Genomic DNA, 26,698 nt, shown 5'->3' on the forward strand with positions numbered 1-26,698 from the left:
GTTTGAGTCATGTCATACAGCAACAAGGTTCTGGATCACTACGAAAATCCGCGTAACGTCGGCTCGTTCGCGAAGGACGACGACGCGGTGGGCACCGGCATGGTCGGCGCGCCCGCGTGCGGCGACGTGATGAAGCTGCAGATCCGCGTCGGCGAGAACGGCGTGATCGAAGACGCGAAGTTCAAGACCTACGGTTGCGGGTCGGCGATCGCGTCGAGCTCGCTCGTCACCGAGTGGGTGAAGGGCAAGACGCTCGACGAGGCGCTCGCGATCAAGAACACGCAGATCGCCGAGGAACTCGCGCTGCCGCCCGTGAAGATCCACTGCTCGATCCTCGCGGAAGACGCGATCAAGGCGGCCGTGGCCGACTACAAGAAGCGCCACGAAACGGCCGAAGACGGCAAGGCCGCCGCGTAAGCGGCGTGGCGGGTTCGACGGACGGCGGGTTTGGGTTTGGACGCATGACGCACGAAGCCGGCTTCGTGCGAAGAAGGACACTATGGCTATCACACTGACCGAAAAGGCTGCGCAACATGTGCAGAAGTATCTGACGCGGCGCGGCAAGGGGCTGGGCCTGCGGCTCGGCGTGCGCACGACCGGCTGCTCGGGCCTCGCGTACAAGCTCGAGTACGTCGATGAGCTCACGCCTGAGGATCAGATGTTCGAAAGCCATGGCGTGAAAGTCTTCGTCGACCCGAAAAGCCTGGCGTACATCGACGGCACGGAGCTCGACTTCGCGCGCGAGGGGTTGAACGAGGGGTTCAAGTTCAACAATCCCAACGTGAAGGACGAGTGCGGCTGCGGCGAATCGTTCCGCGTGTGACGGCGCTCCGCGCGAGGCGGGCAAGAGGCGGCGCGGGCCGCCTTTTTAATGGGCGGCACTTCGGTCGACGTCGTGCCGCAGTCGACAACGAGTTGAGCGCGAGAGCGACTACGCGATGGTTTCGCTGAAGGACAGCCACTTCGAACTCTTTCATTTGCCGGCGCAGTTCGCGCTCGACGAGCCCACGCTCGACGCCGCGTACCGCGCCGTGCAGTCGCAGGTGCACCCGGACCGCTTCGCCGCGGCGGGCGATGCGCAAAAGCGCGTCGCGATGCAATGGGCGACGCGCGCGAACGAGGCGTACCAGACGCTGCGCGATCCGCTCAAGCGGGCGACGTACCTGCTGCACCTGCGCGGCGTCGATGTTGGCGCGGAGAACAACACGGCGATGGAGCCGGCGTTCCTGATGCAGCAGATGGAGTGGCGCGAGCGCATCGAGGATGCGGCGGCCGCGAAGAACGTCGGCGAGCTCGACGCGCTCCTCGACGAATTGCGCGACGAACGGCGCGCGCGCCTTGCGAAGCTGGGTTCGCTGCTCGATAGCGGCTCGGACCAGGGCGCCGCCGAGGCCGTGCGGCAACTGATGTTCGTCGAGCGCGTATCGGCCGAGATCGGCGCTCAGATCGAGCGCCTCGAACATTAACCGCGCGCTTTACGCACGCGATGCAAGCGGGGCTTCGGCCCTCATCGAACACAAGAAATGGCTTTACTGCAAATTTCCGAACCCGGCATGGCGCCCGCGCCGCATCAGCGGCGCCTCGCCGTCGGCATCGACCTCGGCACGACGAATTCGCTCGTCGCGGCGGTGCGCAACAGCATTCCGGAAGCGTTGCCCGACGATACGGGCCGCGTGCTGCTGCCGTCCGTCGTCCGCTATCTGGAGAAGGGCGGCCGCCGGATCGGCCATGCCGCCAAGGAAGAGGCCGCGATCGATCCGCGCAACACGATCGTGTCGGTCAAGCGCTTCATGGGGCGCGGCAAGGCGGAAGTCGAAGGTGCGGCGAACGCGCCGTACGAATTCGTCGATGCGCCCGGCATGGTGCAGATCCGCACGGTCGACGGCGTGAAGAGCCCGGTCGAGGTATCGGCGGAAATTCTCGCGACGCTGCGGCAACGTGCGGAGGATACGCTCGGCGACGACCTCGTCGGCGCGGTGATCACGGTGCCCGCGTATTTCGACGATGCGCAGCGTCAGGCGACGAAGGACGCCGCGCGGCTCGCGGGCCTGAACGTGCTGCGCCTGTTGAACGAGCCGACCGCGGCCGCGATCGCGTACGGGCTCGACAACGGCGCGGAGGGCCTCTACGCGGTCTACGACCTCGGCGGCGGCACGTTCGATCTGTCGATCCTGAAGCTCACGAAGGGCGTGTTCGAAGTGCTCGCGGCGGGCGGCGATTCCGCGCTCGGCGGCGACGATTTCGATCATCTGCTGTTCGCGCACGTGCTCGTGCAGGCGGGGCTCGACGCGGCTGCGCTCGCGCCCGAGGACGTGCGCCTGCTGCTCGATCGCGTGCGCGGCGTGAAGGAGGCGCTGTCGGCCGCGCAGCAGGCGCAGCTCGACGTGAAGCTGTCGACGGGCGAGAAGCTCGTGCAGACGATCACGCGCGATACGTTCGCCGCGCTCGTCGAGCCGCTCGTGCAACGCACGCTCGCGCCGACCCGCAAGGCGCTGCGCGACGCGCGGGTGAGCGCGGCCGACATCAAGGGCGTCGTGCTCGTCGGCGGCGCGACGCGCATGCCGGTGATCCGCGACGCGGTCGAGAAATACTTCGGTCAGCCCCCGCTCGTCAACCTCGATCCGGATCAGGTCGTCGCGCTCGGCGCGGCGATCCAGGCGGATCTGCTCGCGGGCAACCGCAGCGGCGGCGACGACTGGCTGCTGCTCGACGTGATCCCGCTGTCGCTCGGCGTCGAGACGATGGGCGGCCTCGTCGAGAAGATCATTCCGCGCAATTCGACGATTCCCGTCGCGCGCGCGCAGGAATTCACGACGTTCAAGGACGGCCAGACGGCGATGGCGATCCATGTCGTGCAGGGCGAGCGCGAGCTCGTATCCGATTGCCGGTCGCTCGCGCGCTTCGAGCTGCGCGGCATTCCGCCGATGGCGGCGGGCGCCGCGCGGATTCGCGTGACCTATCAGGTCGACGCCGACGGCCTGCTGTCGGTGTTCGCGCGCGAGCAGCATTCGGGCGTCGAGGCGTCGGTCGTCGTGAAGCCGTCGTACGGCCTCGGCGACGACGACATCGCGCGGATGCTCGAAGACAGCTTCAAGACGGCCGAAGTCGACATGCGCGCGCGCGCGCTGCGCGAGGCGCAGGTCGAGGCGCAGCGCCTCGTCGAGGCGACGGAGGCGGCGCTTGCCGCCGACGGCGATCTGCTCGACGCAAGCGAGCGCGCGACGGTCGAGGCGCTTGTCGCGTCGCTGCGCGCGCTCGCGCCGGGCGACGACGCGAACGCGATCGACGCGGCGACGAAGGCGCTCGCCGAGGGCACCGATGAATTCGCCGCACGCAGGATGAACAAGAGCATCAAGCGCGCGCTCGCCGGCCGCAAGCTCGACGAGATCTGAATACGAACCGCGCCGTGCGGCCGGCTGGCCGCCGGCGCGGCGATGGACGGCGCGGCGGCGAGCCGCGCACTGGCTGAACGAACGGAACGAACATGCCTCAACTCGTAGTACTGCCGCACGTCGAATTGTGCCCGGACGGCGCGGTGATCGACGCCGTGCCCGGCAAGAGCATCTGCGACAACCTGCTCGACAATGGCGTCGAGATCGAGCATGCGTGCGAGAAGTCGTGCGCGTGCACGACGTGCCACGTGATCATCCGCGAGGGCTTCAACGCGCTCGAGCCGTCCGAGGAGGACGAGGACGATCTGCTCGACAAGGCGTGGGGCCTCGAGCCGACATCGCGCCTTTCGTGCCAGGCGATCGTGAAGGAAGGCGTGGATCTGGTCGTCGAGATTCCGAAGTACTCGATCAACCACGCGAAGGAAAATCACTGACGGCGAGGAGGTTCGACGATGAAATGGACCGATTCCCGCGAGATCGCGATCGCGCTCGCGGACAAGCATCCGGACGTCGACCCGAAGACGATCCGCTTCACCGAACTGCGCCAGTGGGTGCTCGATCTCGACGGCTTCGACGACGATCCGGGCCATTCGGGCGAAAAGATCCTCGAGGCGATCCAGGCGCACTGGATCGACGAATCGGACTTCGACGACGAGGATTGACGCGGCGCGACGCTAGCGCGCGTTGCGCGGCGAGATTCGATCACACGCCGCGGTCGTGCGTGCGCGACGATGCGGCGGCGGCGCGGCGACGCGCAATTTCCCGCAAGCATTCGAAGAAGATTCAAGGAAAAACGGCCCGTGAGGCAATCACGGGCCGTTTTTTTGTCTCCGACGGGAGGGCGGGCGAAGCGTCGCCTCGGCCGGAGCGGCGAAGGGTGCGCGCGGCCGTCACGCCGCGCGCTCGACGTCACGCGCCGACGAGCGTGCCGTTCTCCACGCGCACGCGCTGGCCTTGGCCGAACGGCGGCGGGTTGCGGTACGTGAACGTGCGCGTCGAGCCGTCCTGCATCTGCACCTGGACCTGATAATCCGTTTCGCTGCGAACCTGCTTCTCGACTACGTTGCCGGCGAGACCGCCGCCCAGCGCGCCCAGGATCGTCATCGCGGTGCGGCCGTTGCCGCGGCCGAACTGGTTGCCGACGAGGCCGCCCGCGGCCGCGCCGCCGATCGCGCCGATCCCGGAACTCGTGCCCGCCGTGCGCACCGGCACGATCGAGGCAACGGTGCCGCAGCTCGCGCAGTACGTCGATTGCTGCTGTTGCGGATACGGCTGTTGCGCATATTGCGGCGGCTGCGGTGCCGCGGATGTCTTGTGATGATGGCGCGTCGTTTGATGCGAGGCCGGCTTCGGCGCGGCTTGCGCGACCGCCCGCGGTTGCTGCTGGGCAGCCTGTTGCTGCGCGGCTTGCGCGGCGAGCGCGGCGCTTGCCGCGGCGGCCGTGTCGACGGCCGGCTGCGATGCGATCAGCGCGGCCTGCGTCTGCGGGTTTTGCGCGTCGGTGCTGCTCGCTTTCGGGAACACGCCGGTGATGGCCGCCGTCGCCGCGAGGCTCGCGACGATGACGGCGCCCGCCGCCGTCGCGACGAGCGGATGGAGGCGCTGACGTTGTTGCGTGGTGGTGTTCTGGTTGTCCATTTTCGACTCTCCTGGCGCACATGGTGGTGCGTTATTTTCTGGAGCTAGTGTCGATCAAACACCCTGGGCGCGCCGTTTCAAGTTGTAACGATTCGCTGCGCAAACTTGCGTGTCAAACACTGTCAAACGCCCGCCCGCGCAAGCGGCGCAAAGGCGGCGTGAAGAAGGGGACGGAAGAAAGGGGCGGCGCGGCGGCCGGGATTTACGGGTGGTTACAAAGCAGACGGGGCTGGCCGCCGCCCGCCGCCGTTCTCCATCGCGCGCCGCCCGGCGAAAGCGGGCCGAGGCGAACCCAAGCGAACGAAGGGCGGGCGCGGAGGGCGGTTTGCGTGGCGTCAGTCCTCGCGACGCAGGTGCGGGAACAGCAGCACGTCGCGGATCGTCGGGCTGTCGGTCAGCAGCATCACGAGACGGTCGATGCCGATCCCGCAGCCGCCTGTCGGAGGCATCCCGTATTCGAGCGCGCGGATGTAGTCCGCATCGAAGAACATCGCTTCCTCGTCGCCCGCGTCCTTCTGTTCGACCTGCTTCTTGAAGCGCGCGGCCTGGTCTTCGGGATCGTTCAGCTCCGAGAACCCGTTCGCGATTTCGCGGCCGGTGATGAAGAGCTCGAAACGCTCGGTGATGCCGGCCACCGTGTCCGATTCGCGCGCGAGCGGCGACACTTCGATCGGGTAGTCGATGATGAAGGTCGGCTCCCACAGTTGCGCTTCCGCGGTTTCCTCGAAGAGGGCGAGCTGCAGCGCGCCGATGCCGGCGTTCAGGAACGCGGGCTGCGTGACGTCGACGCCGAGGCGCTTCAGTTCGCTGCGCAGGAACGCGTCGTCCGACAGTTGGCCATCCGTGTAGCTGGGCGCGTACTTCTGGATCGCCTGCGTGATCGTCAGGCGATGAAACGGTTGCGCGAGATCGAGCTCGCGGCCCTGGTACTGGATCGTCGCGGTGCCGAGCGCGTCCACGGCCGCCTGGCGGATCAGCCGCTCGGTGAAGTCCATCAGCCAGCGGTAGTCGGTGTACGCGGCGTAGAACTCCATCATCGTGAATTCCGGATTGTGGCGCGGCGACACGCCCTCGTTGCGGAAATTCCGGTTGATCTCGAACACGCGCTCGAAGCCGCCGACGATGAGGCGCTTCAGGTACAGCTCGGGCGCGATGCGCAGGAACATTTCCATGTCGAGCGCGTTGTGATGCGTGACGAACGGCTTCGCGGCCGCGCCGCCCGGGATCGGGTGCAGCATCGGCGTCTCGACTTCCATGAAATCGGCGTCGCCCATGAACTTGCGGATCGACGCGATCGCCTTCGTGCGCGCGCGAAACGTCGTGCGCGTCTCGGGCGTGACGATCAGGTCGACGTAGCGCTGGCGATAGCGCGTTTCCTGGTCAGCGAGGCCGTGGAACTTGTCGGGCAGCGGGCGCAGCGCCTTCGCGAGCAGCCGCAGCTGCGTGCACTTCACCGACAGCTCGCCCTTGTTCGTGCGAAACAGCACGCCGCGCGCGGCGACGATGTCGCCCAGGTCCCACTTCTTGAACGCATCGTACGTTTCCGCGCCGACGTCGGCGGGCGTCACGAAGAACTGGATCTGACCCGAGCCGTCCTGCACCGTCGCGAAGCTCGCCTTGCCCATCACGCGCTTGAGCATCATCCGGCCGGCGATCGCGACCTCGAGCGACTTCGCCTCGAGCGCTTCCTTGTCGGCGTCCGCGTATGCGGTCTGCAGATCGGCCGCGTGGTGCGTCGGCTGGAAGTCGTTCGGATAGGCGATGCCTTGGTCGCGCAGCGCGCGCAGCTTGTCGCGGCGTTCCGCGACGATCTGGTTTTCGTCCGCTGCGACAGCGGCCTGCGGTTGGATCGGTTCGGTCATGATGGTCGGGTTCGAGGGTGATGCGGCAGCGGGGCGCGGGCCGGCTTGGCGCCGCGCCCGCGCGAGGGGCGCTTACACGCCCTGTTTGAGGCTCGCGCTGATGAAGTCGTCGAGGTCGCCGTCGAGGACGGCCTTCGTGTTGCTCATTTCGACGTTCGTGCGCAGATCCTTCACGCGGCTCTGGTCGAGCACGTACGAGCGGATCTGGTGGCCCCAGCCCACGTCGGTCTTGCTCGATTCGAGCTTGTCCTGCTCGGCCTGGCGCTTGCGCAGCTCGGCTTCGAAGAGGCGCGACTTCAGCATCGCCATCGCTTCCGCGCGGTTGCGGTGCTGCGAGCGGTCGTTCTGGCACTGGACGACGATGCCCGTCGGCATGTGCGTGATCCGCACGGCCGAATCGGTCTTGTTGATGTGCTGACCGCCCGCGCCCGACGCGCGGTAGGTGTCGATGCGAAGGTCGGCCGGGTTGATCTCGACTTCGATCGAGTCGTCGATCTCCGGATACACGAACACCGACGAGAACGACGTGTGGCGGCCGCCCGACGAATCGAACGGCGACTTGCGCACGAGGCGGTGAATGCCCGTTTCGGTGCGCAGGTAGCCGTACGCGTAATCGCCCGACACCTTGATCGTCGCGTTCTTGATGCCGGCGACGTCGCCGTCGGACTCTTCGAGCACTTCGGCCTTGAAGCCCTTGCGCTCGCAGTAGCGCAGGTACTGGCGCAGCAGCATCGACGCCCAGTCGCACGCCTCGGTGCCGCCCGCGCCCGCCTGGATGTCGATGAAGCAGTTGTTCGGATCGGCCGGGTTCGAGAACATCCGGCGGAATTCGATGTCGGCGACGCGCGCCTCGAGCTTCGCCGCGTCGGATTCGGTCGCGACGAGCGTGTCCTCGTCGTTTTCCTCGCGAGCAAGGTCGAACAGATCCTGCGCGTCGCGCAGGTCGTTGTCGAGCTCGGTGAGCGTCGTGACGACACCCTCGAGCGACTTCTTTTCGCGGCCGAGCGCCTGGGCGTTCTTCGAGTCGTTCCAGACGTTCGGATCTTCGAGCTGCTTGTTGACTTCGGCTAGACGTTCGGACTTGACGTCGTAGTCAAAGATACCCCCGTAGCTCGCCCGCGCGCCGGCGCAGGTCCGCGAGGGAGCTTTCGATCGCGTTCAGACGTTCCGCTTCCATGATCTTGTTCGCTTTTGACGCTTCGTGAAAAGGGGAAATTATAGCTGATCGGGGACCCCGGCCGGTGCGGTTGCGGGCGGGCGGCCGCATGCGGCGCGGCGCGAGGCGCGTGGATTCGGGTTGCGGCGGCGCGGCGGGCGCGCCGCCGCCGCGGGATGGAGGCGGCTCGCCAGTCATCCGGGGCGGATCGGCGCGCGGCAACGAGGCGGCCGACGGGGCCGCGCGCGTTATGCGGCGTGCTCGACGATCAGTTGCACGCGTGTCGTCCCGTTCCACGTATCGCTCGCGAGCCGGAACGCGAGCGTCGCGCGCGCGGGCAGCGGCTCCGCGTGGTTGAACCAGATCGCGTTGAAGCGCTGGCGGCCGCGCATCAATTGCAGCTTCAGGTGCTTGTCCTTGACGAGCGCCTGCGACGCCACGTCGAATTCGCCGGAGAAAAGGGGCGCCGGGAAGCCCTGGCCCCAGACGGCCGCATCGAGCAGCTCGACGACCTGCGGCGTGAAGTACGCATCCTCGAGATCGCCGTCCGTCTCGATCACGCGCGCGAGCGCGTCGTCGGACAGCCATTCGCGCGCGACCGCCTCGAACGCGGCGGCAAAGCGCGGCACGTTCCCGGTGTCGAGCGTGACGCCCGCCGCCATCGCGTGGCCGCCGAACGTGACGATCAGATCGGGCTCGCGCTTCGAGATCAGGTCGATCGCGTCGCGCAGATGAAAACCGGGAATCGAGCGGCCGGAGCCCTTCACGCGCGCGCCGCTGCCGTCCGCGTGCGCGAACGTGAACGCCGGCCGATGGAAGCGCTCCTTCAGCCGGCCCGCGACGATCCCGATCACGCCCTGGTGCCACTCGGGGTTGAAGAGCGTGATCGTCGCCGCTTCGGCGGGATCGACCGATGCGAGATCGGCGAGCGCCTGCTGCTGCATGCCGGCCTCGATCTCGCGCCGCTCGCGGTTCATCGCGTCGAGCTGCTGCGCGAGCTCCCATGCGCGGCCGACGTCGTCCGTCGTCAGGCATTCGATGCCGAGCGACATGTCCGACAGGCGGCCCGCCGCGTTCAGGCGCGGGCCGAGGCCGAAGCCGAGATCGAAGCCCGATGCGCTGCGCGCGTCGCGCGCGGCCGCGCGAAAGAGCGCGGCGACGCCGGGCTGCATCCGTCCGTTGCGAATCCGCTGCAGGCCCTGCGCGACGAGCACGCGATTGTTGCCGTCGAGGCGCACGACGTCGGCCACCGTGCCGAGCGCGACGAGGTCGAGGAGGCCGTCGAGCCGCGGCTCGGGGCGGGCGTCGCCGAACGCGCCGCGCGCGCGCAGCTCGGCGCGCAGCGCGAGCAGCACGTAGAACATCACGCCGACGCCCGCGATGTGCTTGCTCGGGAACGCGCAGCCGGGCTGGTTCGGATTGACGATCGCGCGTGCGGCGGGCAGCGTGTCGCCGGGCAGGTGGTGATCGGTGACGAGCACGTCGATGCCGCGCGCGTTCGCGGCTGCGACGCCGTCGACGCTCGCGATTCCGTTGTCGACGGTGATCAGCAGATCGGGCTTTCTCGCGGCCGCGAGCTCGACGATCTCGGGCGTGAGCCCGTAGCCGTATTCGAAGCGGTTCGGCACGAGGTAGTCGATCTTCGCGCCGAACATCCGCAAGCCGCGCACGGCGACCGCGCAGGCGGTCGCGCCGTCGCAGTCGTAATCGGCGACGACGAGCATCTTGCGGCCGGCTTCGAGCGCATCGGCGAGGAGCGCGGCGGCGTCCGCGCAGCCTTTGAGCTGCGCGGGCGGCACGAGGCGCGACAGCGCGGTTTCGACGTCGGCGGGCGACGCGATTCCGCGCGCCGCGTACAGGCGGGCGAGCACGGGATGCAGCCCGTGGCGGGCGAGCGCGTCGAGCGCGGCGGGGACAGCTGGGCGGGTGACGATGCGGGTCATGCGAAACGGTTGTCGTTATTCGAACAGGGAGGCAAGCGCGCGGCGGCGCCAGAACTTGCGCAGCTCGCCGCGCGTCGCGGCGAGCGTCGCGGCGCTCGTGTCGCCGCACAGCGTGAGCGCGAGCTCGCCGATGCGCCCTCGCGCGAGCGCGCCGAGCGCGGGCGCGAACCAGTCGCGTTCGAGCGCGGCGAGCGCGTCGTGCCAGCGCGCCCAGTCCTGCTCGATGAACGGCGTCGTCAGCGCGTCGAGCTCGACGAGCGTCGCGCCGTCCGGCTGCGATGGGGCGCCGGGCGCGCGGGCGTCGAGCGCGGCGAACGCCGCGGGCGGCTCGCCCGCGGCCGCGCCCGCGGCGAGCGCGAGCCCGCGCGCGCCGGGCGCGGGCGACAGCACGCGCGCGAACGGGCTCGTCACGGGCCGCATCGCGCCTTGCGCGTGGAACCAGATCGAATTGATCGCCGGGTAGCCGCGCGCTTCGCGCGCCTCGTTGACGGGATGCCGGAACCACGCCATCTGCACCTCGTTCTGCAGCTTCATCCACGCGCGCGAGCGCTCGCCCGTTCGCGTCTCGTGCGGCAGCCAGATCTCGATATTGCGGCCGCTCGCGCGCAGCGGCGGGGCGCCCGCGAGTCCGGCGAGCTGCGGGCTCGACAGATACCAGCGCGACGCGTGCGGCGCCTGCACCTTCACGCCGAGCGCCTCGATCAACGGGCGGGCGGTGTCGAGAAGCGCGGCGGCTTCGTCGTCGCCGATCTCGAGCGACGCGGGATCGATCAGCACGAGATGATCGGTTGCGATCCGCACGTGCACGGGCTCGACGCACGCCCATGTGTCGCCGCCGGGCGTGCCGCCGTCGGCCATGAGCATGTACGGCGCGAGCGGCGCGTCGTCGGCGTCGCCGGCGATCGCGCCGAACCGGCGCGCGAGCCAGCGCTCGTGCGGCAGCGTGCGCTGAAAATCCTCCCCGACCGTGTGCTCGACGAGCCGCGCGCGGGCGACGAGCTTCGCGAGCGCGGGACTGTCGAGCGTGTGAAGGGAAGACGCGGCGTCGGCGGCCGAAGGCAGCGCGAAGGGCACGAGGAAATGAAGACGTTGGGCACGCATGATGGTGCGCATTGTAGGCCAAACGGCAATGTCGGTCGCCGACGTCGCGCCACGCACCGGATGCGCGGCGCGCGTTGGTAAAATTGCCGATCGGTGTCGGTGTCGGTGTCGGTGTCGCGCGCGCCGCGCCGCTCGCGTGAGCGCGGAGTCGACCGGGCGCGCAGCGATGCGGCGCGCGTCGCCCGAACTCGTGCGGCGCGCGTATCGCCGATCCGGAGCGTTTTCAGGGCCGATTAAGCATTGTGTGGCACACTGCGCGCGTAACCGGGTCGGCCCGGCTTGCGGCGCGCGGATTCGCGCAGCGCGCGGCGTCCCAACCAGCAGAAAGGATACGCTTGAAACTTCCGTACGAATGGCAGATCGGCTGGCGCTATACGCGCGCCGGCAAACGCACGACCGGCAACGGCTTCATTTCCTTCATCGCGCTCGTGTCGATGCTCGGGATCGCGCTCGGCGTCGCGGCGCTCATCGTCGTGCTGTCGGTGATGAACGGCTTTCAGAAGGAGGTGCGCGACCGGATGCTGTCGGTGCTCGCGCACGTCGAGATTTTCTCGCCGACGGGCTCGATGCCCGACTGGCAACTGACCGCGAAGGAAGCGCGCCTGAATCGATCGGTGATCGGCGCGGCGCCGTACGTCGACGCGCAGGCGCTTCTCACGCGGCAGGACGCGGTGAGCGGCGTGATGCTGCGCGGCGTCGAGCCGTCGCTCGAGCCGCAGGTGTCCGACATCGGCAAGGACATGAAGGCGGGCGCGCTCACGGCGCTCGCGCCCGGCCAGTTCGGGATCGTGCTCGGCAACGCGCTCGCGGGCAATCTCGGGGTGGGCGTCGGCGACAAGGTCACGCTCGTCGCGCCGGAGGGCACGATCACGCCGGCCGGGATGATGCCGCGCCTGAAGCAGTTCACCGTGGTCGGCATCTTCGAGTCCGGCCATTACGAATACGACAGCACGCTTGCGATGATCGACATCCAGGACGCGCAGGCGCTCTTCAGGCTGCCCGCGCCGACGGGCGTGCGGCTGCGTCTCACGGACATGCAGAAGGCGCCGCAGGTCGCGCGCGAACTCGCGCACACGCTGTCGGGCGACCTGTATATCCGCGACTGGACGCAGCAGAACAAGACGTGGTTCTCCGCAGTGCAGATCGAGAAGCGGATGATGTTCATCATCCTCACGCTGATCATCGCGGTCGCGGCGTTCAACCTCGTATCGTCGCTCGTGATGACGGTGACGAACAAGCAGGCGGACATCGCGATCCTGCGCACGCTCGGCGCGCAGCCGGGCTCCATCATGAAGATCTTCGTCGTGCAGGGCGTGACGATCGGCTTCGTCGGCACCGCGACGGGCGTCGCGCTCGGCTGCCTGATCGCGTGGAGCATTCCGTGGCTCATTCCGATGATCGAGCATGCGTTCGGCGTGCAGTTCCTGCCGCCGTCGGTGTACTTCATCAGCGAGCTGCCGTCCGAGCTCGTCGCGGGCGACGTGATCAAGATCGGCGTGATCGCTTTCGTGCTGTCCGCGCTCGCGACGCTCTATCCGAGCTGGCGCGGCGCGAAGGTGCGACCGGCGGAGGCGCTGCGCTATGAATGACCGGGTTTTCGAACAGACGATGAATCAGAACCATCAGGGTGGCGCCGCGCGCGAATGCGTGCTCGAGGCGCACGGCATCACGAAGACGTTCATGCAGGGCGGCTTCAACGTGCAGGTGCTCGACAACGCGCAGGTGTCGGTGCGGCGCGGCGAGAAGCTCGCGATCGTCGGCGCGTCGGGCTCGGGCAAGAGCACGCTGCTGCACGTGCTGGGCGGGCTCGACGAGCCGAGCGCGGGGCAGGTGTCGCTGCTCGGCAAGCCGTTCACGCAACTCGCCGAGCGCGAGCGCAACGACCTGCGCAACCGCGCGCTCGGCTTCGTCTATCAGTTTCATCATCTTCTGCCGGAATTCACCGCGCTCGACAACGTCGCGATGCCGCTCAGAATCCGCCGGATGTCGGCCGAGGAGGCGCGCCATCATGCGCGCGAGATGCTTGAGCAGGTGGGGCTCGGCGCGCGTGCGAAGCACCGGCCGGGCGAGCTGTCGGGCGGCGAGCGGCAGCGCGTCGCGATCGCGCGCGCGCTCGTCACGAAGCCCGCGTGCGTGCTCGCCGACGAGCCGACCGGTAACCTCGACGGCTCGACCGCCGATCACGTGTTCCACCTGATGCTCGAGCTGTCGCGAACGCTCGACACGAGCTTCGTGATCGTCACGCACGATCCCGATCTCGCCGCGCGCTGCGACCGCATCCTGCGGCTGCGCGACGGCGTGCTGCACGAGGAGCCGGCCGTGCCGGTGTGACGCGATGTGGGTCGACACGCATTGCCATCTCGATGCGCCGGAGTTCGACGCCGACCGCGAGGTCGTCGCCGATGCGGCGCGGGCGGCGGGCGTGTCGCGCATCGTGATCCCGAGCGTCGGCCGGATGAATTTCCCGACGGTGCGCGAACTCGCGCACGCGACGCAGGGCGCGGTCTACGCGCTCGGCATTCATCCGATGTACACGCCGCATGCGCGCGACGAGGACCTCGACCGGTTGCGGATGGAAGTCGAGGCGAGCATCGGCGATCCGCGCTTCGTCGGCATCGGCGAGATCGGTCTCGACTACTTCGCGCCGGGGCTCGACGAGAACCGGCAGCAGCGCTTCTACGATGCGCAGCTGCGGCTCGCGCGCGACTTCGATCTGCCTGTCGTGTGCCACGTGCGCAAGTCGCAGGATCGCGTGCTGGCCGGGCTGCGGCGCGCGGGCGTGCGGCGCGGCATCGCGCACGCGTTCAACGGCAGCTTCCAGCAGGCCGAAGCGTATCTCGCGCAAGGGCTCAAGCTCGGCTTCGGCGGCAACGTGACGTTCGATCGCGCGCGGCAGATCAGGCGGCTCGCCGGGCAACTGCCGCTCGACGCGCTCGTCGTCGAGACCGACGCGCCCGACATTCCCCCCGAATGGCGCGACAAGCAGCGCAATACGCCCGACCAGGTGCCGCGCATCGGCGCCGTGATCGCCGAGCTGCGCGGCATCGGCGTCGACGCGCTTTCCCTATCCACTTCGGCTAACGCGCTCGCCGCGCTGCCGCGACTCGCGCTTTCGTCCGCATAATCGATTCGTGACGGACACGCGTCGCTCGGGCGGCGCGAATAGACGGAGGCGCGATGCGGGCGAGGTGCGGCGCGTTCGCGCTCGGCGTCGTCGCGCTGCAGCAGCAGGCGGCGTTGCCGGGCGCGGCGGCATGGGCGGGCGGCGCGCTCGCGTTCGGCTTGTGCGTGTGGCTCGCGCTCGCGTGGCGCGACGGCGTGCGTGCGCGCACGCGATCGATCGGGTTCTGCGCATGCTGTTGCGCGGCCGCGCTCGCGGGCTTCGGCTACGCGGCGGCGCGCGCGCAGTGGCGGCTTGCCGATGCGCTGCCCGCGCAGTGGGAGGGGCGCGACATCGTCGTGACGGGCGCCGTGCGCGGCTTGCCGTCGCGCGACGCGAACGGCACGCGTTTCCTGTTCGACGTCGATGAAAACGACGCGCGCATCGCGCGGTTTCCGGCGACGCTGTCGCTTGCGTGGTACACGTTCGGCCGCTCGGCCGCGTCGCCGCCCGAGCTCGTGCCGGGCGACCGATGGCGGCTGCGCGTGCGTCTGAAACGCCCGCACGGCAATGCGAATTTCGGGGTGCGCGATGCGGAAGCGGCATGGCTCGCGCGCGGCATCCGGGCGCTCGGCTACGTATCGGCGGCGCACGATGCGCAACGGCTCGCGGGGCGCGCGTCCGGCGTCGCGGCGATGGTCGACCGGTTGCGTGCGCGCCTGCGCGGGCGCATCGCCGATGCGCTCGGCGACGCCGCGCATCGCGGGATCGTCGTCGCGCTCGCGATCGGCGCGCAGGACGACATCGTCGACGGCGACCGGCGCATCCTGCGCGATACCGGCACGAGCCACCTCGTCGCGATTTCCGGGCTGCACGTCGGGATGGTCGGCGGCCTGTGCGCGTGGCTCGCAGGCGGGTTCTGGCGGCGCTCGGGCTACGTCGGGCGCAACTGGCCGCTTGTCGTGCCCGCGCAGAAGGTCGCGGCGCTCGGCGCGATCGTCGGCGGCGCCGGCTATGCGGCGCTCGCGGGCTTCAACGTGCCCGCGCAGCGCGCGTGGTGGATGCTCGCCGCCGCGGGCGTCGCATATCTGAGCGGGCGCTCGCTCGCGCCGTCTTCGGTGCTGGCGGCGGCGCTCGGCTGCGTGCTGATCGTCGATCCGTGGGCAGTGACGTCGCCGGGGTTCTGGCTGTCGTTCTGCGCGGTCGCTGCGATCCTGTTCGCGTCGTCGGGGCGAAGCGCCGCGCGCGAAGCGCGCGACCTCGACGAGGCGCGCGGCTCGATCGACGGCGCATGTCGCGAACGCGCGTCGCCGCCGGCGTGTCCCGCGCGGTGGCGTGCCGCGTGTGCGCGGGCACGGATGAGGGCGAGGCGCGCGATCGGGCGGCTCGTTCGGCGCGTGCGCGATGCCGCGCGGGCGCAGTTCGCGGTGACGATCGCGCTCGCGCCGCTCACCGCGCTGTGGTTCGCGCAGATTCCGCTCACCGGCCCGCTCGCAAATGCGTTCGCGATTCCGTGGGTCGGCTCGCTCGTCACGCCGATCGTGCTCGCGGGCGTCGTGCTGCCCGCGCCGCTCGACGCACCGGCGTACGTGCTCGGCGAAGCGCTCGTCGCGGCGCTGATGCGGTTCCTCGAAGCGGCAGCCGGCGCGGGGCGCACGGTCTGGATGCTGCCGGTGCCGGGCGGCTTCGCGCTCGCCACGGCGGCGGCGGGTGTCGTGTGGGCGCTGACGCCGCGCGGCTGGCCGCTGCGCGGTGCGGCGCCGCTCGCGTGGCTGCCGCTTGTCGTGCCGGCTCCGCTCGCCCTGCCCGACGGCACGTTCCGGTTGACGGCGCTCGACGTCGGGCAGGGCTCGGCGGTGTTGATCGAAACCGCGCGGCATGCGCTGCTGTTCGACGCGGGCCCGGGGCCGGAGGCGTCGAATGCGGGCGAGCGGGTCGTCGTGCCGTTCTTGCGCGCGCGGGGCGTGCGCATGCTCGACACGCTCGTCGTGAGCCACGCGGATTCGGACCACGCGGGCGGCGCGCCCGCCGTCCTCGAAGCGATCACGGTCGCGCAGGTGACGGGCGGGCTGCCGCCGTCGAACCGCCTGTGGCGCGTCGCGCACGCAGCCGGCGTGGCCGACGCGCTGCCGTGCGCGGCGGGGCAGCGCTGGCGCTGGGACGGCGTCGAGTTCGCGACGCTCTGGCCCGCCGGCGGGCCGCGCGCGGGCGGCGCGACGAACGCTCAGTCGTGCGTGCTGCGCGTGTCGGCGGGCGAGCGTGCGGCGCTCCTGACGGGCGATGTCGACGCACGCTCCGAGCGCGCGCTCGTCGCCGGGGCGCGCCGAGCGCTCGCGGCGCAGGTGCTCGTCGTCCCGCACCATGGCAGCCGCACGTCGTCGACCGAGCCTTTCCTCGATTCGGTCGAGCCGCGCATTGCAATATTTCAGGTAGGCTACGCCAACAGGTTTCACCATCCGCATCCGACCGTCTGGGCGCGCTATGCCGGGCGCGGCATCGAGTTGCCGCGTACCGACCGCGACGGCGCCGTGCGCGTCGACATGACGTCGAGCGGCGCGCTCCCCGCGCCGGTACGGTATCGGGACGCGCACCGGCGCTACTGGATGGACCGTTGACGCGGTGCGGAGGCTACGACAGGGAGACAGCGTCGTTTGAAGGACATCATCCATTTCTCGCATGCGAACGGCTTTCCGGCGTCCACGTATCGGACGATCTTCGCCGAGCTCGCGGACGATTACGAATTGCGCTTCATCGAGCGGATCGGTCATGACCGCCGCTTTCCGGTGACGCGCGACTGGCCGCACCTCGTCGAGCAACTGCTCGACGACATCGGCCGCGCATACGAGCGGCCCGTGTGGCTTGTCGGCCATTCGCTCGGCGGCTATCTGTCGCTGATGGCGGCGCTCAAGCGCCCGCAATGGGTGCGCGGCGTCGTGATGCTCGATTCGCCCGTGATTGCCGGCTGGCGCAGCAGCGCGCTGCGCGTGAGCCAATGGACGGGGCTCGACGAGCGTTTGTCCCCCGCCGCCGCGACGCGCACCCGGCGCGTCCATTGGGCGAGTCGCGACGACGCGTGGCGGCATTTCCGCGCGAAGTCCGCGTTCGCGCGCTGGGACGAGCGGATGCTGTCCGACTACATCGACTACGGCATTCCGCAGACGAGTGCGGCGGGCGAGCGCTCGCTCGCGTTCGACCGGCAGATCGAGTACATGATCTACCGGACGCTGCCGCACACGCTCGGTCCGCGCCTCGCGCGCGGCGCGCCCGTGCCGGTCGGCTTTCTCGCCGGCACGCGCTCGCGCGAGATCCGCCAGATCGGGCTCGCGGCAACGCGCCGGGCGGTGCGCGGCCGGATCGAATGGCTCGAAGGCAGCCATCTCTTCCCGATGGAGCGGCCGCTCGAGACCGCCCGCGCGGTGCAGCGCATGATCAACGTGCTGCGCGCGGCGCAAGGCGGCGACGACGCGCGGCGCGGGTGATCGCGGCGGCTTGCGTGCCGCGATGCAAGGGGGGAACCGGCCGGATGCGGCGCGGGCGAGATCGGCGCGGCGCGCCGGGATTGCACGGCCACGCGGCGCGATCGGCGGCGGCCCGCTGCGTGAAATGGCCGGTCGGCGCGGACGAGCGCGGACAGTAACGGGAAGGGGCGCGATCGCGCGTCGATTGCTGAGTGACGCGCGGCCTTTACGGTATAATCCGTTTTTCCCGCGAGCATCCAGCGATGACCAAATATGTTTTCGTCACCGGCGGCGTAGTTTCCTCCCTCGGCAAGGGCATTGCCGCCGCCTCTCTCGCCGCGATCCTCGAATCGCGCGGTCTCAAAGTCACCCTCCTCAAACTCGATCCTTACATCAACGTCGACCCCGGCACGATGAGCCCGTTTCAGCACGGCGAAGTGTTCGTGACGGAAGACGGCGCGGAGACGGATCTCGACCTCGGCCACTATGAGCGCTTCATCAGCACGAAGATGCGCAAGGCCAACAACTTCACGACCGGTCAGATCTACGAATCGGTGATCCGCAAGGAGCGTCGCGGCGATTACCTCGGCAAGACCGTCCAGGTGATTCCGCACATCACGAACGAGATCCAGGCGTTCATCGAGCGCGGCGCGGCGTCGGCCACCTGCGGCGAGCCGGATGTGGCCATCGTCGAGATCGGCGGCACGGTGGGCGACATCGAGTCGCTGCCGTTCCTCGAGGCGGCGCGCCAGATGAGCCTGCGCCTCGGCCGCAACAGCGCATGCTTCGTTCACCTGACGCTCGTGCCGTTCATCGCGACGGCGGGCGAGCTGAAGACGAAGCCGACCCAGCACAGCGTGCAGAAGCTGCGCGAGATCGGCATTTCGCCGCACGTGCTGCTCTGCCGTGCCGATCGCCCGATTCCCGACGACGAATCGAAGAAGATCTCGCTCTTCTCGAACGTGCCGGAAGACGCGGTGATCTCGGTGTGGGACGTCGACAGCATCTATAAGATTCCGCAGATGCTGCACGACCAGGGGCTCGACCGCCTCATCTGCGAGGAGTTGCGCCTCGATCCGCAGCCGGCCGACCTGCGCATGTGGTCGGAGCTCGTCGAGAAGCTTCAGAATCCGAAGCACGAGGTGACGATCGGGATGGTCGGCAAGTACGTCGACCTGACGGAGTCGTACAAGTCGCTGATCGAAGCGCTGCGTCATGCGTCGATCCACACGTCGACGAAGGTCAACATCGAGTACATCGATTCGGAAGAGCTCGAGGCGAACGGCACCGCGAGCCTCGCTCATCTCGACGCCGTGCTCGTGCCGGGCGGCTTCGGCCGGCGCGGCACCGAAGGCAAGATCGCGGCCGTGCGCTATGCGCGCGAAGCGAAGGTGCCGTATCTCGGCATCTGCCTCGGCATGCAACTCGCCGTCATCGAATTCGCGCGCGACGTCGTCGGCCTCAAGCAGGCGAACAGCACCGAGTTCGATCCGAACACGCCGGAGCGCGTCGTCGCGCTGATCACCGAGTGGTACGACCGCGAGGGCAAGGTCGAGAAGCGCACCGAGGATTCCGATCTCGGCGGCACGATGCGGCTCGGCTCGCAGCGCTGCCCGATCAAGCCGGGCACGCTCGCCGAAGCGATTTACGGCAAGGACGTGAACGAGCGCCACCGTCATCGTTACGAAGTCAACAACCGCTTCGTGCCGCAACTCGAAGCGGGCGGCCTCGTGATCAGCGCGCGCACGCCGAGCGAAGATCTGCCGGAAATGATGGAGCTGCCGCGCGCGATGCACCCGTGGTTCGTCGGCGTTCAGTTCCACCCGGAATTCACGTCGACGCCGCGTGACGGCCATCCGCTCTTCAAGTCGTTCGTTCAAGCCGCGATCGCGTGTCAGCAGGCGCGCGCCGGAGCGAAAGCATGAATCTCGCCGGATTCGAAGTCGGGCTCGACAAGCCGTTCTTCCTGATCGCCGGCACCTGCGTCGTCGAATCGGAGCAGATGACGATCGACACCGCAGGCCGGCTGAAGGAAATCTGCGCGAAGCTTGGCGTGCCGTTCATTTACAAGTCGTCGTACGACAAGGCCAATCGCAGCTCGGGCAAGTCGTTTCGTGGGCTCGGGATGGACGAGGGGCTGCGGATTCTTGCCGAGGTGAAGCGGCAACTGAACGTGCCGGTGCTGACCGACGTGCACGAGATCGACGAGATCGCGCCCGTGGCGGCCGTCGTCGACGTGTTGCAGACGCCCGCGTTCCTGTGCCGTCAGACCGATTTCATCCGCGCGTGCGCGCAATCGGGCAAGCCCGTGAACATCAAGAAGGGCCAGTTTCTCGCGCCGCACGACATGAAGAACGTGATCGACAAGGCGCGCGACGCCGCGCGCGAAGCGGGACTGTCGGAAGACCGCTTCATGGCGTGCGAGCGCGGCGTGTCGTTCGGCTACAACAATCTCGTGTCGGACATGCGATCGCTCGCGATCATGCGCGAGACGGGCGCGCCCGTCGTGTTCGACGCGACCCACTCGGTGCAACTGCCGGGCGGGCAGGGCACGAGTTCGGGCGGCCAGCGCGAATTCGTGCCGGTGCTCGCGCGCGCGGCGGTCGCCACGGGCGTCGCGGGGCTTTTCATGGAGACGCACCCGAATCCGGCCGAGGCGAAGTCCGACGGCCCGAACGCGGTGCCGCTCGGCAGGATGGCCGCGCTGCTGGAAACGCTCGTCACGCTCGATCAAGCGGTGAAGCGCGTCCCGTTCCTGGAAAACGATTTCAATTGATGAACTCGGCGGCCGTCGCGCGCGTCAGTAGCAGGAGCGGCTGCCGCGCCGGGATCGACCGCCGTCGCTGAAGACAGGATCCATCGTCATTTTCAGAGGAAACCATGAGTGCAATCGTAGACATCATCGGCCGCGAAATTCTGGATTCGCGCGGCAATCCCACCGTCGAGTGCGACGTGCTGCTCGAGTCGGGCACGATGGGCCGCGCGGCGGTGCCGTCGGGCGCGTCCACGGGCTCGCGCGAGGCGATCGAGCTGCGCGACGGCGAAGCCGGCCGTTACAACGGCAAGGGCGTGCTGAAGGCGGTCGAGCACATCAACACCGAGATCTCCGAAGCGATCATGGGCCTCGATGCGTCCGAGCAGGCGTTCCTCGACAAGACGCTGCTCGAGCTCGACGGCACCGACAACAAATCACGCCTTGGCGCGAACGCGATGCTCGCCGTGTCGATGGCGGTCGCGAAGGCCGCGGCTGAAGAAGCCGGCCTGCCGCTGTACCGCTATTTCGGCGGCTCGGGCGCGATGCAACTGCCGGTGCCGATGATGAACATCGTCAACGGCGGCGCGCACGCGAACAACAGCCTCGACATCCAGGAATTCATGATCGTCCCGGTCAGCCAGCCGACGTTCCGCGAAGCCCTGCGTTGCGGCGCGGAAGTGTTCCATGCGCTGAAGAAGATTCTCGGCGACCGCGGCATGAGCACGGCGGTCGGCGACGAAGGCGGCTTCGCGCCGAACTTCGGCAGCAACGACGAATGCCTGTCGACGATCCTGCAGGCGATTGAGAAGGCGGGCTACCGCGCGGGCGAAGACGTGCTGCTCGCGCTCGACTGCGCGGCCTCCGAGTTCTACCACGACGGCAAGTACCAGCTCGCGGGCGAGGGCCTGCAACTGTCGTCGGCCGAATTCAGCGATTACCTCGCGACGCTTGCCGACAAGTTCCCGATCGTGTCGATCGAGGACGGCATGCACGAAAGCGATTGGGACGGCTGGAAGCTGCTGACCGATCGCCTCGGCAAGAAGGTGCAACTGGTCGGCGACGACCTGTTCGTCACGAACACGCGCATCCTGAAGGAAGGCATCGAGAAGGGCATCGCGAACTCGATCCTCATCAAGATCAATCAGATCGGTACGTTGACCGAAACGTTCGCGGCGATCGAGATGGCCAAGCGCGCGCGCTACACGGCCGTGATTTCGCACCGTTCGGGTGAAACCGAGGATTCGACGATCGCCGACATCGCGGTTGGCCTGAACGCCGGCCAGATCAAGACGGGGTCGCTGTCGCGCAGCGATCGCATTTCGAAGTACAACCAGCTGCTTCGCATCGAAGAGGATCTGGGCGACATCGCGAGCTACCCGGGCAAATCGGCGTTCTACAATCTGCGCTGACGCGCGCTGACGCGTTACTATCGGTCTTGTTCACTGATGACGCCGCTTCGCGATCTCGTGAAGCGGCGCTTCTTATATCTGCGGCTTATTCATGCGGCTCGTTACCGTCGTTCTGATCGCTTTGCTGGTCGTGATTCAGTACCCGTTGTGGTGGGGGCACGGCGGCTGGCTGCGGGTGCATGAGCTGCGGCAGCAGTTGAACGACCAGTTGCAGAAGAATGCCGATGCGAAGCTGCGCAACGAGCGGATCGCAGGCGAAGTGCAGGATCTGCAGAACGGCACGTCGGCGATCGAGGAGCGCGCGCGCTACGAAATGGGCATGGTGAAGGACGGCGAAGTGTTCGTGCAGTTCGTGTCGCCGAATTCGCCGGCGCCCGCGGCGCAGAGCAACGCGCAGCCGTCGACGTCGACGCGCGGCGAGGTGTCGGCCGCGCCGATGCGCGTCGTGCCGAATCCCGTCTCGCGCGTAAAGCCGGAGAGGCGGCACGGCGGCGACAAGGCGCGCAAGCCGACGCAAGGCTGACGGGCGCGGCCCTGGCATCGCGCGGTGAAGACTCGCCGCCGAATGCGCGGCGCGGCCGTCACGCAATCAGGATGCTTCGGAAAGCCCGGTGAAAAAAGCGCGGTCTCTCGGCCGCGCTTTTTGTTTCTCGTGGGTTCTCAATTTGCCGAAATTCGGCGAATTCACCACCGCCAACCCGGGTAGCCGTAGCTGAAACCCGAGTCCCAGCCGTGTCCCCAGCCTCCGCCGTAGTAGCCGCCGTAGTAGGTGATGGGCGGCGGATAGTAGTACGACCACGCGCGCGCCGCATCCTCGGCCGCGATCGCCGCGTTCTGCTCGCGCAGCACCTGCCGGTCGATCTCGTCGTAGCGCTTGCGCTCGTCGGGCGTGAGCGTGTGCGTCGTCGTACCTGCCTGCTCGGGCAGACGACTCAGAACCGTCGTCGACGGCGGCGCGGCGCATCCGCTCAGCGACGCGGCCGCAACGAGCGCCGCGAGCGGCGCGGCGCGAACGAGAATCGATTTCATGCTGCTGCCTCCTGGCTTGTGCCGGCGCCGCGCTCGCCGGACAACGGGCGCGGCGCATTGCCCGGTTGCTCGTTGGCTCGCGGGCGAATCAGTGCCGTTGCGCGGCGGCGGGCGCGACGCCCGCGCCGAGTTCGGGCGTCGCGAACAACTGGACGACGTCGACCGGATCGAATTCGTAGCGCTGATTGCAGAATTCGCAGTGAATCTCGACGTGGCCGCGCTCTTCGATCACGCCGTCGATCTCGACGCGCCCGAGCATGCGCAGCATCCCGCCGACCTTCTCGCGCGAGCACGTGCACTGGAAGCGCGTGGCCGTCGGTTCGAAGTGCTGCACATTCTCCTGCCAGAACAGACGCCGAAACACGGTCTCGGGTTCCACTTCGAGCAGCTCTTTCGACGAAAGCGTGCCGCCGAGCGTGCACACGCGCTCCCAGGTGTCCGTATCGGTTTCCTCGACGCGCGGCACGATGCCGCCGTCGCCCGGCAGCTTCTGCAGCAGCACGCCGACCGCGCGATCCTGATCGGCGGCGAGCCAGAGGCGCGTGTCGAGCTGCTCCGAGTGCCGCATGTAATGCTCGAGCACGTCGGCGATCGACGCGAGCGGGCCGTCCTCGCCGTTCAGCGGCACGATGCCCTGATACGGCTGCTGGCCGGGCCGCTTGTCGGCGGGGTCGAGCGTGATCACGCAGCGGCCGTGGCCGCTCGCGTTGATCAGGTTCGCGAACGACGTGCCGTCGCCGATGATCTGCGCGGCGTCGCCCGAGAACTTCGCGGTCGCGCGCATCGCGAGGTCCGCACTGCACTGGACGACGAGCATCTTCACCGGGCCGTCGCCGAAGATCTGCATGATGAGCGTGCCGTCGAACTTCAGATTCGCCGACAACAGCGCGCACGCCGCCATCATCTCGCCGAGCACGTTGCGCACGGGCGTCGGGTAGTCGCGGCGCGTGAGCACCTCTTGCCACGTGTTGCGCAGCGAGACGATCTCGCCGCGCACCGGGGCCGCGTTGAACATGAATTTCTGTAACTGGTCGCTCACTTTTTTCCTCGACGATCAAACGGCTCGTGCGCGGCGGTTCAGCCGATCCGCACGAGCTGCTCCTTGAAATACGCGCGCCGCATCGCGTAGCTCTTCGTGTTCATGTGCATCCGCGCGATGTCCTCGTCGGACAGCGTACGCACGACCTTCGCCGGCGCGCCGAGAATCAGCGAATTGTCGGGAAACGTCTTGCCCTCGGTGATCACCGCGCCCGCGCCGACCAGGCAGTTGCGGCCGATCACCGCGCGATTCAAGATCACCGCCTGAATGCCGATCAGCGAGCCCTCGCCGATCGTGCAGCCGTGCAGCATCGCCTGATGGCCGACCGTCACGTTCGGCGCGATCGTGAGCGGGCATCCCGGATCGGTGTGCAGCACCGCGCCTTCCTGCACGTTGCTGCCCGCACCGACCGTGATCGGCTCGTTGTCGCCACGGATCGTCGCGCCGAACCAGACGCTCGCGTTCTCTTCCAGCACGACTTGGCCGATGATCGTCGCGCTGTCCGCGACAAACACGCTTTCGTGGATGGACGGGGCGTTGTCGCCGAGCTTGTAGATGGTCACGATGTCTCCCTTGGGGCTTGTCTGGGCGGCCGGTACAATGGCGCGCGGTTGCGTCGCGCTTGAATGCGGCGCGATCGAATCGCTTATTGTAAACGGTTGTCCCGGTCGTTCGCGTGCGCGCCGCACGCGGGCAGGTCGTCTTCTCATGTCATCCGTCCCGATTTCATTGCCCGAACCGTTGCGCTGCGCTCGAAGCGACGCGCTTGCCGCGCTTTGCGAGACCGATCCCGCAAGCAAGGCCGCGCGCGTCGTCGAGCTGCGCTCGGCGCTCGTCGACGGCCGCGCGGCGGCTTTCCCCGATCGCGAGCTGAGCGCGCCCGCGCACGGTCTGCCGGGGCGGCCGGTTCGCCCGGCGCTCGTCGAGCCGCGCCTGCTCGCGCGGCGCAGCATGCGATCGCCGCAAGGGCGGGCCGTGCTGCTGCATGCGCTTGCCCACATCGAATTCAACGCGATCAACCTCGCGCTCGACGCGGTGTGGCGCTTCGCGCGGATGCCCGCGGCGTTCTATGCGGACTGGCTCAAAGTTGCCGCGGAGGAGGCGCACCACTTCTCGCTGCTCGCCGCGCGTCTAGCCGAGTTCGGCCACGCGTACGGCGATTTCCCGGCGCACGACGGCCTCTGGGAGATGTGCGAGCGGACCGCGGGCGACGCGCTCGCACGGATGGCGCTCGTGCCGCGCACGCTCGAGGCGCGCGGGCTCGACGCGTCGCCGCCGATTCGCGCACGGCTTCAGCAGGCGGGCGATCACGCGTCGGCGGCGATTCTCGATGTGATCCTGCGCGACGAGATCGGTCATGTGCGAATCGGCAATCGCTGGTTTCGCCATCTGTGCGACGCCGCCGGGATCGATCCGCATGCGACCTACGAACGGCTCGCCAAGCAGTACCGGGCGCCGCGGCTGCGCGGCCCGTTCAATTTCGAGGCTCGGCGCGCCGCGGGCTTCGACGACGACGAACTGAACGCGCTCATCGCGCAGGACGACGATCCGAACGCGTGACGCGGGCGTGTGCCGGCGAGGCGCCCCCCCCTGATTCCGGAATTCGTTCGCGGGGCCGGCCGCGGAAAGGGCCGATCGCCGCGCCGTGCTCTTTGCGAAGACATTGGGTAGTCGCATCGCCGCAATCCGGCCGCCTGGCCCCTCCGGCGGCCAGCGCAAGCCCGTCACGAGCGTGAACAGGCCCTAGAGAAGTGCCTCGAAACGCGCCCGGTCTTGCGGCTCGCCCCACGCCGGACGGGCCGGATCGATATAATCGAACGGTCATTCTTTTTTATGGCGGTTGCGATGCACTCCACTCAATCTGTCTCCGATTTCGTCACGGTTCGCGGCGTGAAGCTGCATGTGCGCCGCTGGGGGCGGCCCGATGCACCGACGCTCTACATGCTGCACGGCTGGATGGACGTTGCCGCGTCGTTCCAGTTCGTCGTCGACGCGCTCGCGGGCGACTGGCAGGTGATCGCACCGGACGCGCGCGGCTTCGGCCTGTCCGACTGGCCGGTCGCCGCGCAAGGCGGCGGCCACTACTGGTTCCACGAATACCTGGCGGACCTCGATGCGCTGATCGACCACTACACGCCCGACGGCGAGGTGAATCTCGTCGGCCACAGCATGGGCGCGAACGTCGTGTGCCTGTATGCGGGCGCGCGGCCGCAGCGGGTGCGGCGGGTCGTCGATCTGGAGGGCTTCGGGCTCGCGCCCGCGCACGCCGAGCAGGCGCCGCGGCGTCTCGCGCAGTGGCTCGACGAGCTGCGCGCGCCGCCGGGGCTCAAGCGCTACGCGTCGCTCGAAGACGTCGCCGCGCGCCTCGTGAAGACGAATCCGCGCCTCGAGCCGCGCCGCGCGGCGTTTCTCGCCGCGCATTGGGCGACGCGCGACGCGGGCGGCCAGTACCGGCTGCTCGCCGATCCCGCGCACAAGCTGCGCGGCCCGCTGCTGTACCGCCTCGACGAGGTGATGGCGATCTGGTCGAAGGTGCGCGCGAGGGTGCTGCACATCGAGGCCGTCGATTCGCCGACGCTCGCGTTCCTGGCGGGCGAGATTGCGCTTTCCGAATTCAAGGCGCGCTTTTCGGCGTTCGCCGACTGGCGCGAGAAGCTTGTCGAAGACGCGGGGCACATGGTGCATCACGATCAGCCGGAGCAGATCGCGGCGCTGATCGAGGCGTTCTGCGCCTGAGCCGATTTGCGGGCGTCGATCCGGCGGGCGGCGAAAGGCCGGGTGCCAATGCATGTCCGAACGCGCGTCGGCGCGCGGGA

The 26,698-nt window shown here is 68.5% G+C and carries 25 protein-coding genes; 17 read left to right on the forward strand and 8 right to left on the reverse strand.

What is annotated here, in order from left to right; translation table 11 throughout:
• Nucleotides 1-9: 9 nt before the first annotated feature.
• The 6 genes from iscU (at nucleotide 10) to iscX (ending at nucleotide 4,054) form a co-directional block, all read left to right on the forward strand.
• A complete protein-coding gene (iscU, locus tag BTH_RS21795) occupies nucleotides 10-417 on the forward strand; it encodes a Fe-S cluster assembly scaffold IscU (protein ID WP_009890166.1) in 408 nt (135 codons plus the stop codon).
• 82 nt (nucleotides 418-499) lie between these two features.
• A complete protein-coding gene (gene iscA, locus BTH_RS21800) occupies nucleotides 500-823 on the forward strand; it encodes an iron-sulfur cluster assembly protein IscA (RefSeq protein WP_004191333.1) in 324 nt (107 codons plus the stop codon).
• Between the two features lie 115 nt (nucleotides 824-938).
• Nucleotides 939-1,466 (forward strand): Fe-S protein assembly co-chaperone HscB, encoded by a 528-nt coding sequence (gene hscB / locus BTH_RS21805; protein ID WP_009890167.1) that lies wholly within the window; start codon nucleotides 939-941, stop codon nucleotides 1,464-1,466.
• Nucleotides 1,467-1,523: 57 nt separating this feature from the next.
• Nucleotides 1,524-3,392 carry a Fe-S protein assembly chaperone HscA gene (gene hscA, locus BTH_RS21810; protein WP_009890168.1) on the forward strand — a complete coding sequence of 623 codons (1,869 nt, stop codon included), beginning with the start codon at nucleotides 1,524-1,526 and terminating at the stop codon, nucleotides 3,390-3,392.
• A 92-nt stretch (nucleotides 3,393-3,484) separates the two neighbouring features.
• Nucleotides 3,485-3,826, forward strand: coding sequence for an ISC system 2Fe-2S type ferredoxin (gene fdx / locus BTH_RS21815; protein ID WP_009890170.1), 342 nt, complete (start codon nucleotides 3,485-3,487; stop codon nucleotides 3,824-3,826).
• An 18-nt stretch (nucleotides 3,827-3,844) separates the two neighbouring features.
• Nucleotides 3,845-4,054, forward strand: a complete 210-nt coding sequence (iscX, locus tag BTH_RS21820) for a Fe-S cluster assembly protein IscX (RefSeq protein WP_009890171.1) — start codon at nucleotides 3,845-3,847, stop codon at nucleotides 4,052-4,054.
• A 247-nt stretch (nucleotides 4,055-4,301) separates the two neighbouring features.
• On the opposite strand, the gene BTH_RS21825 is transcribed toward iscX, so the two are convergent.
• From BTH_RS21825 to BTH_RS21855, 5 genes are all read right to left on the reverse strand, one after another.
• On the reverse strand, nucleotides 4,302-5,030 hold the full coding sequence (locus BTH_RS21825; RefSeq protein ID WP_009890172.1) for a glycine zipper 2TM domain-containing protein: 729 nt from the start codon (nucleotides 5,028-5,030) through the stop codon (nucleotides 4,302-4,304).
• 335 nt (nucleotides 5,031-5,365) lie between these two features.
• A complete protein-coding gene (gene lysS, locus BTH_RS21830) occupies nucleotides 5,366-6,892 on the reverse strand; it encodes a lysine--tRNA ligase (RefSeq protein ID WP_009890173.1) in 1,527 nt (508 codons plus the stop codon).
• 72 nt (nucleotides 6,893-6,964) lie between these two features.
• On the reverse strand, nucleotides 6,965-7,993 hold the full coding sequence (gene prfB / locus BTH_RS21835) for a peptide chain release factor 2 (RefSeq protein ID WP_080554852.1): 1,029 nt from the start codon (nucleotides 7,991-7,993) through the stop codon (nucleotides 6,965-6,967).
• Between the two features lie 303 nt (nucleotides 7,994-8,296).
• On the reverse strand, nucleotides 8,297-9,991 hold the full coding sequence (recJ, locus tag BTH_RS21850) for a single-stranded-DNA-specific exonuclease RecJ (protein ID WP_009909025.1): 1,695 nt from the start codon (nucleotides 9,989-9,991) through the stop codon (nucleotides 8,297-8,299).
• A 15-nt stretch (nucleotides 9,992-10,006) separates the two neighbouring features.
• The gene (locus BTH_RS21855; protein ID WP_025369276.1) at nucleotides 10,007-11,092 is read right to left on the reverse strand and encodes a hypothetical protein; all 1,086 of its coding nucleotides are present in this window, start codon (nucleotides 11,090-11,092) and stop codon (nucleotides 10,007-10,009) included.
• A gap of 335 nt (nucleotides 11,093-11,427) precedes the next feature.
• On the opposite strand from BTH_RS21855, the gene BTH_RS21860 reads away from it, so the two are divergent.
• The 9 genes from BTH_RS21860 to ftsB all read left to right on the forward strand — a co-directional run bounded on the left by BTH_RS21860 (nucleotide 11,428) and on the right by ftsB (nucleotide 22,337).
• Nucleotides 11,428-12,681 (forward strand): lipoprotein-releasing ABC transporter permease subunit, encoded by a 1,254-nt coding sequence (locus BTH_RS21860; protein ID WP_009890181.1) that lies wholly within the window; start codon nucleotides 11,428-11,430, stop codon nucleotides 12,679-12,681.
• The gene (lolD, locus tag BTH_RS21865) at nucleotides 12,674-13,423 is read left to right on the forward strand and encodes a lipoprotein-releasing ABC transporter ATP-binding protein LolD (RefSeq protein ID WP_011402197.1); all 750 of its coding nucleotides are present in this window, start codon (nucleotides 12,674-12,676) and stop codon (nucleotides 13,421-13,423) included. Before BTH_RS21860 ends, lolD begins: the two co-directional genes overlap by 8 nt.
• Before the next feature lie 4 nt (nucleotides 13,424-13,427).
• A complete protein-coding gene (locus BTH_RS21870; RefSeq protein WP_009890183.1) occupies nucleotides 13,428-14,216 on the forward strand; it encodes a TatD family hydrolase in 789 nt (262 codons plus the stop codon).
• A gap of 53 nt (nucleotides 14,217-14,269) precedes the next feature.
• Entirely contained in the window at nucleotides 14,270-16,807 is a 2,538-nt protein-coding gene (locus BTH_RS21875; protein WP_009890185.1) for a ComEC/Rec2 family competence protein, read from the forward strand.
• Nucleotides 16,808-16,843: 36 nt separating this feature from the next.
• The gene (locus tag BTH_RS21880) at nucleotides 16,844-17,671 is read left to right on the forward strand and encodes an alpha/beta fold hydrolase (protein WP_009890187.1); all 828 of its coding nucleotides are present in this window, start codon (nucleotides 16,844-16,846) and stop codon (nucleotides 17,669-17,671) included.
• Nucleotides 17,672-17,913: 242 nt separating this feature from the next.
• The gene (locus tag BTH_RS21885; RefSeq protein ID WP_009890189.1) at nucleotides 17,914-19,575 is read left to right on the forward strand and encodes a CTP synthase; all 1,662 of its coding nucleotides are present in this window, start codon (nucleotides 17,914-17,916) and stop codon (nucleotides 19,573-19,575) included.
• Nucleotides 19,572-20,426, forward strand: coding sequence for a 3-deoxy-8-phosphooctulonate synthase (kdsA, locus tag BTH_RS21890; protein ID WP_009890191.1), 855 nt, complete (start codon nucleotides 19,572-19,574; stop codon nucleotides 20,424-20,426). Before BTH_RS21885 ends, kdsA begins: the two co-directional genes overlap by 4 nt.
• A gap of 104 nt (nucleotides 20,427-20,530) precedes the next feature.
• The gene (gene eno / locus BTH_RS21895) at nucleotides 20,531-21,814 is read left to right on the forward strand and encodes a phosphopyruvate hydratase (protein WP_009890193.1); all 1,284 of its coding nucleotides are present in this window, start codon (nucleotides 20,531-20,533) and stop codon (nucleotides 21,812-21,814) included.
• Between the two features lie 91 nt (nucleotides 21,815-21,905).
• Complete coding sequence (gene ftsB, locus BTH_RS21900; protein WP_009890195.1) at nucleotides 21,906-22,337, forward strand: cell division protein FtsB; 432 nt, start codon at nucleotides 21,906-21,908, stop codon at nucleotides 22,335-22,337.
• A gap of 161 nt (nucleotides 22,338-22,498) precedes the next feature.
• On the opposite strand, the gene BTH_RS21905 is transcribed toward ftsB, so the two are convergent.
• The 3 genes from BTH_RS21905 to BTH_RS21915 form a co-directional block, all read right to left on the reverse strand.
• A complete protein-coding gene (locus BTH_RS21905) occupies nucleotides 22,499-22,843 on the reverse strand; it encodes a hypothetical protein (protein ID WP_009890196.1) in 345 nt (114 codons plus the stop codon).
• 88 nt (nucleotides 22,844-22,931) lie between these two features.
• Nucleotides 22,932-23,882: an Hsp33 family molecular chaperone HslO gene (hslO, locus tag BTH_RS21910; RefSeq protein WP_009904690.1), complete on the reverse strand. Its 951-nt coding sequence runs from the start codon at nucleotides 23,880-23,882 to the stop codon at nucleotides 22,932-22,934.
• Nucleotides 23,883-23,920: 38 nt separating this feature from the next.
• Nucleotides 23,921-24,445: a gamma carbonic anhydrase family protein gene (locus BTH_RS21915; protein ID WP_009890200.1), complete on the reverse strand. Its 525-nt coding sequence runs from the start codon at nucleotides 24,443-24,445 to the stop codon at nucleotides 23,921-23,923.
• A gap of 178 nt (nucleotides 24,446-24,623) precedes the next feature.
• Here BTH_RS21915 and BTH_RS21920 point away from each other — a divergent pair, with 178 nt between their 5' ends.
• The gene (locus tag BTH_RS21920) at nucleotides 24,624-25,442 is read left to right on the forward strand and encodes a ferritin-like domain-containing protein (protein ID WP_009890202.1); all 819 of its coding nucleotides are present in this window, start codon (nucleotides 24,624-24,626) and stop codon (nucleotides 25,440-25,442) included.
• A gap of 285 nt (nucleotides 25,443-25,727) precedes the next feature.
• The gene (locus tag BTH_RS21925; RefSeq protein WP_011402199.1) at nucleotides 25,728-26,618 is read left to right on the forward strand and encodes an alpha/beta fold hydrolase; all 891 of its coding nucleotides are present in this window, start codon (nucleotides 25,728-25,730) and stop codon (nucleotides 26,616-26,618) included.
• Nucleotides 26,619-26,698 lie beyond the last annotated feature (80 nt).

Origin of the sequence: Burkholderia thailandensis E264 (genome assembly GCF_000012365.1) — a bacterium.
Lineage (GTDB): Bacteria > Pseudomonadota > Gammaproteobacteria > Burkholderiales > Burkholderiaceae > Burkholderia > Burkholderia thailandensis.

Coding starts and splice junctions, on each gene's coding strand:
- ftsB (WP_009890195.1), top strand. CDS start 21,906: ATGCGGCTCGTTACCGTCGTTCTGATCGCTTTGCTGGTCGTGATTCAG.
- iscU (WP_009890166.1), top strand. CDS start 10: ATGTCATACAGCAACAAGGTTCTGGATCACTACGAAAATCCGCGTAAC.
- iscA (WP_004191333.1), top strand. CDS start 500: ATGGCTATCACACTGACCGAAAAGGCTGCGCAACATGTGCAGAAGTAT.
- kdsA (WP_009890191.1), top strand. CDS start 19,572: ATGAATCTCGCCGGATTCGAAGTCGGGCTCGACAAGCCGTTCTTCCTG.
- lysS (WP_009890173.1), bottom strand. CDS start 6,892: ATGACCGAACCGATCCAACCGCAGGCCGCTGTCGCAGCGGACGAAAAC.
- BTH_RS21855 (WP_025369276.1), bottom strand. CDS start 11,092: ATGCGTGCCCAACGTCTTCATTTCCTCGTGCCCTTCGCGCTGCCTTCG.
- BTH_RS21870 (WP_009890183.1), top strand. CDS start 13,428: ATGTGGGTCGACACGCATTGCCATCTCGATGCGCCGGAGTTCGACGCC.
- BTH_RS21905 (WP_009890196.1), bottom strand. CDS start 22,843: ATGAAATCGATTCTCGTTCGCGCCGCGCCGCTCGCGGCGCTCGTTGCG.
- recJ (WP_009909025.1), bottom strand. CDS start 9,991: ATGACCCGCATCGTCACCCGCCCAGCTGTCCCCGCCGCGCTCGACGCG.
- BTH_RS21875 (WP_009890185.1), top strand. CDS start 14,270: ATGCGGGCGAGGTGCGGCGCGTTCGCGCTCGGCGTCGTCGCGCTGCAG.
- fdx (WP_009890170.1), top strand. CDS start 3,485: ATGCCTCAACTCGTAGTACTGCCGCACGTCGAATTGTGCCCGGACGGC.
- lolD (WP_011402197.1), top strand. CDS start 12,674: ATGAATGACCGGGTTTTCGAACAGACGATGAATCAGAACCATCAGGGT.
- iscX (WP_009890171.1), top strand. CDS start 3,845: ATGAAATGGACCGATTCCCGCGAGATCGCGATCGCGCTCGCGGACAAG.
- hscA (WP_009890168.1), top strand. CDS start 1,524: ATGGCTTTACTGCAAATTTCCGAACCCGGCATGGCGCCCGCGCCGCAT.
- eno (WP_009890193.1), top strand. CDS start 20,531: ATGAGTGCAATCGTAGACATCATCGGCCGCGAAATTCTGGATTCGCGC.
- hscB (WP_009890167.1), top strand. CDS start 939: ATGGTTTCGCTGAAGGACAGCCACTTCGAACTCTTTCATTTGCCGGCG.
- BTH_RS21885 (WP_009890189.1), top strand. CDS start 17,914: ATGACCAAATATGTTTTCGTCACCGGCGGCGTAGTTTCCTCCCTCGGC.
- BTH_RS21925 (WP_011402199.1), top strand. CDS start 25,728: ATGCACTCCACTCAATCTGTCTCCGATTTCGTCACGGTTCGCGGCGTG.
- BTH_RS21825 (WP_009890172.1), bottom strand. CDS start 5,030: ATGGACAACCAGAACACCACCACGCAACAACGTCAGCGCCTCCATCCG.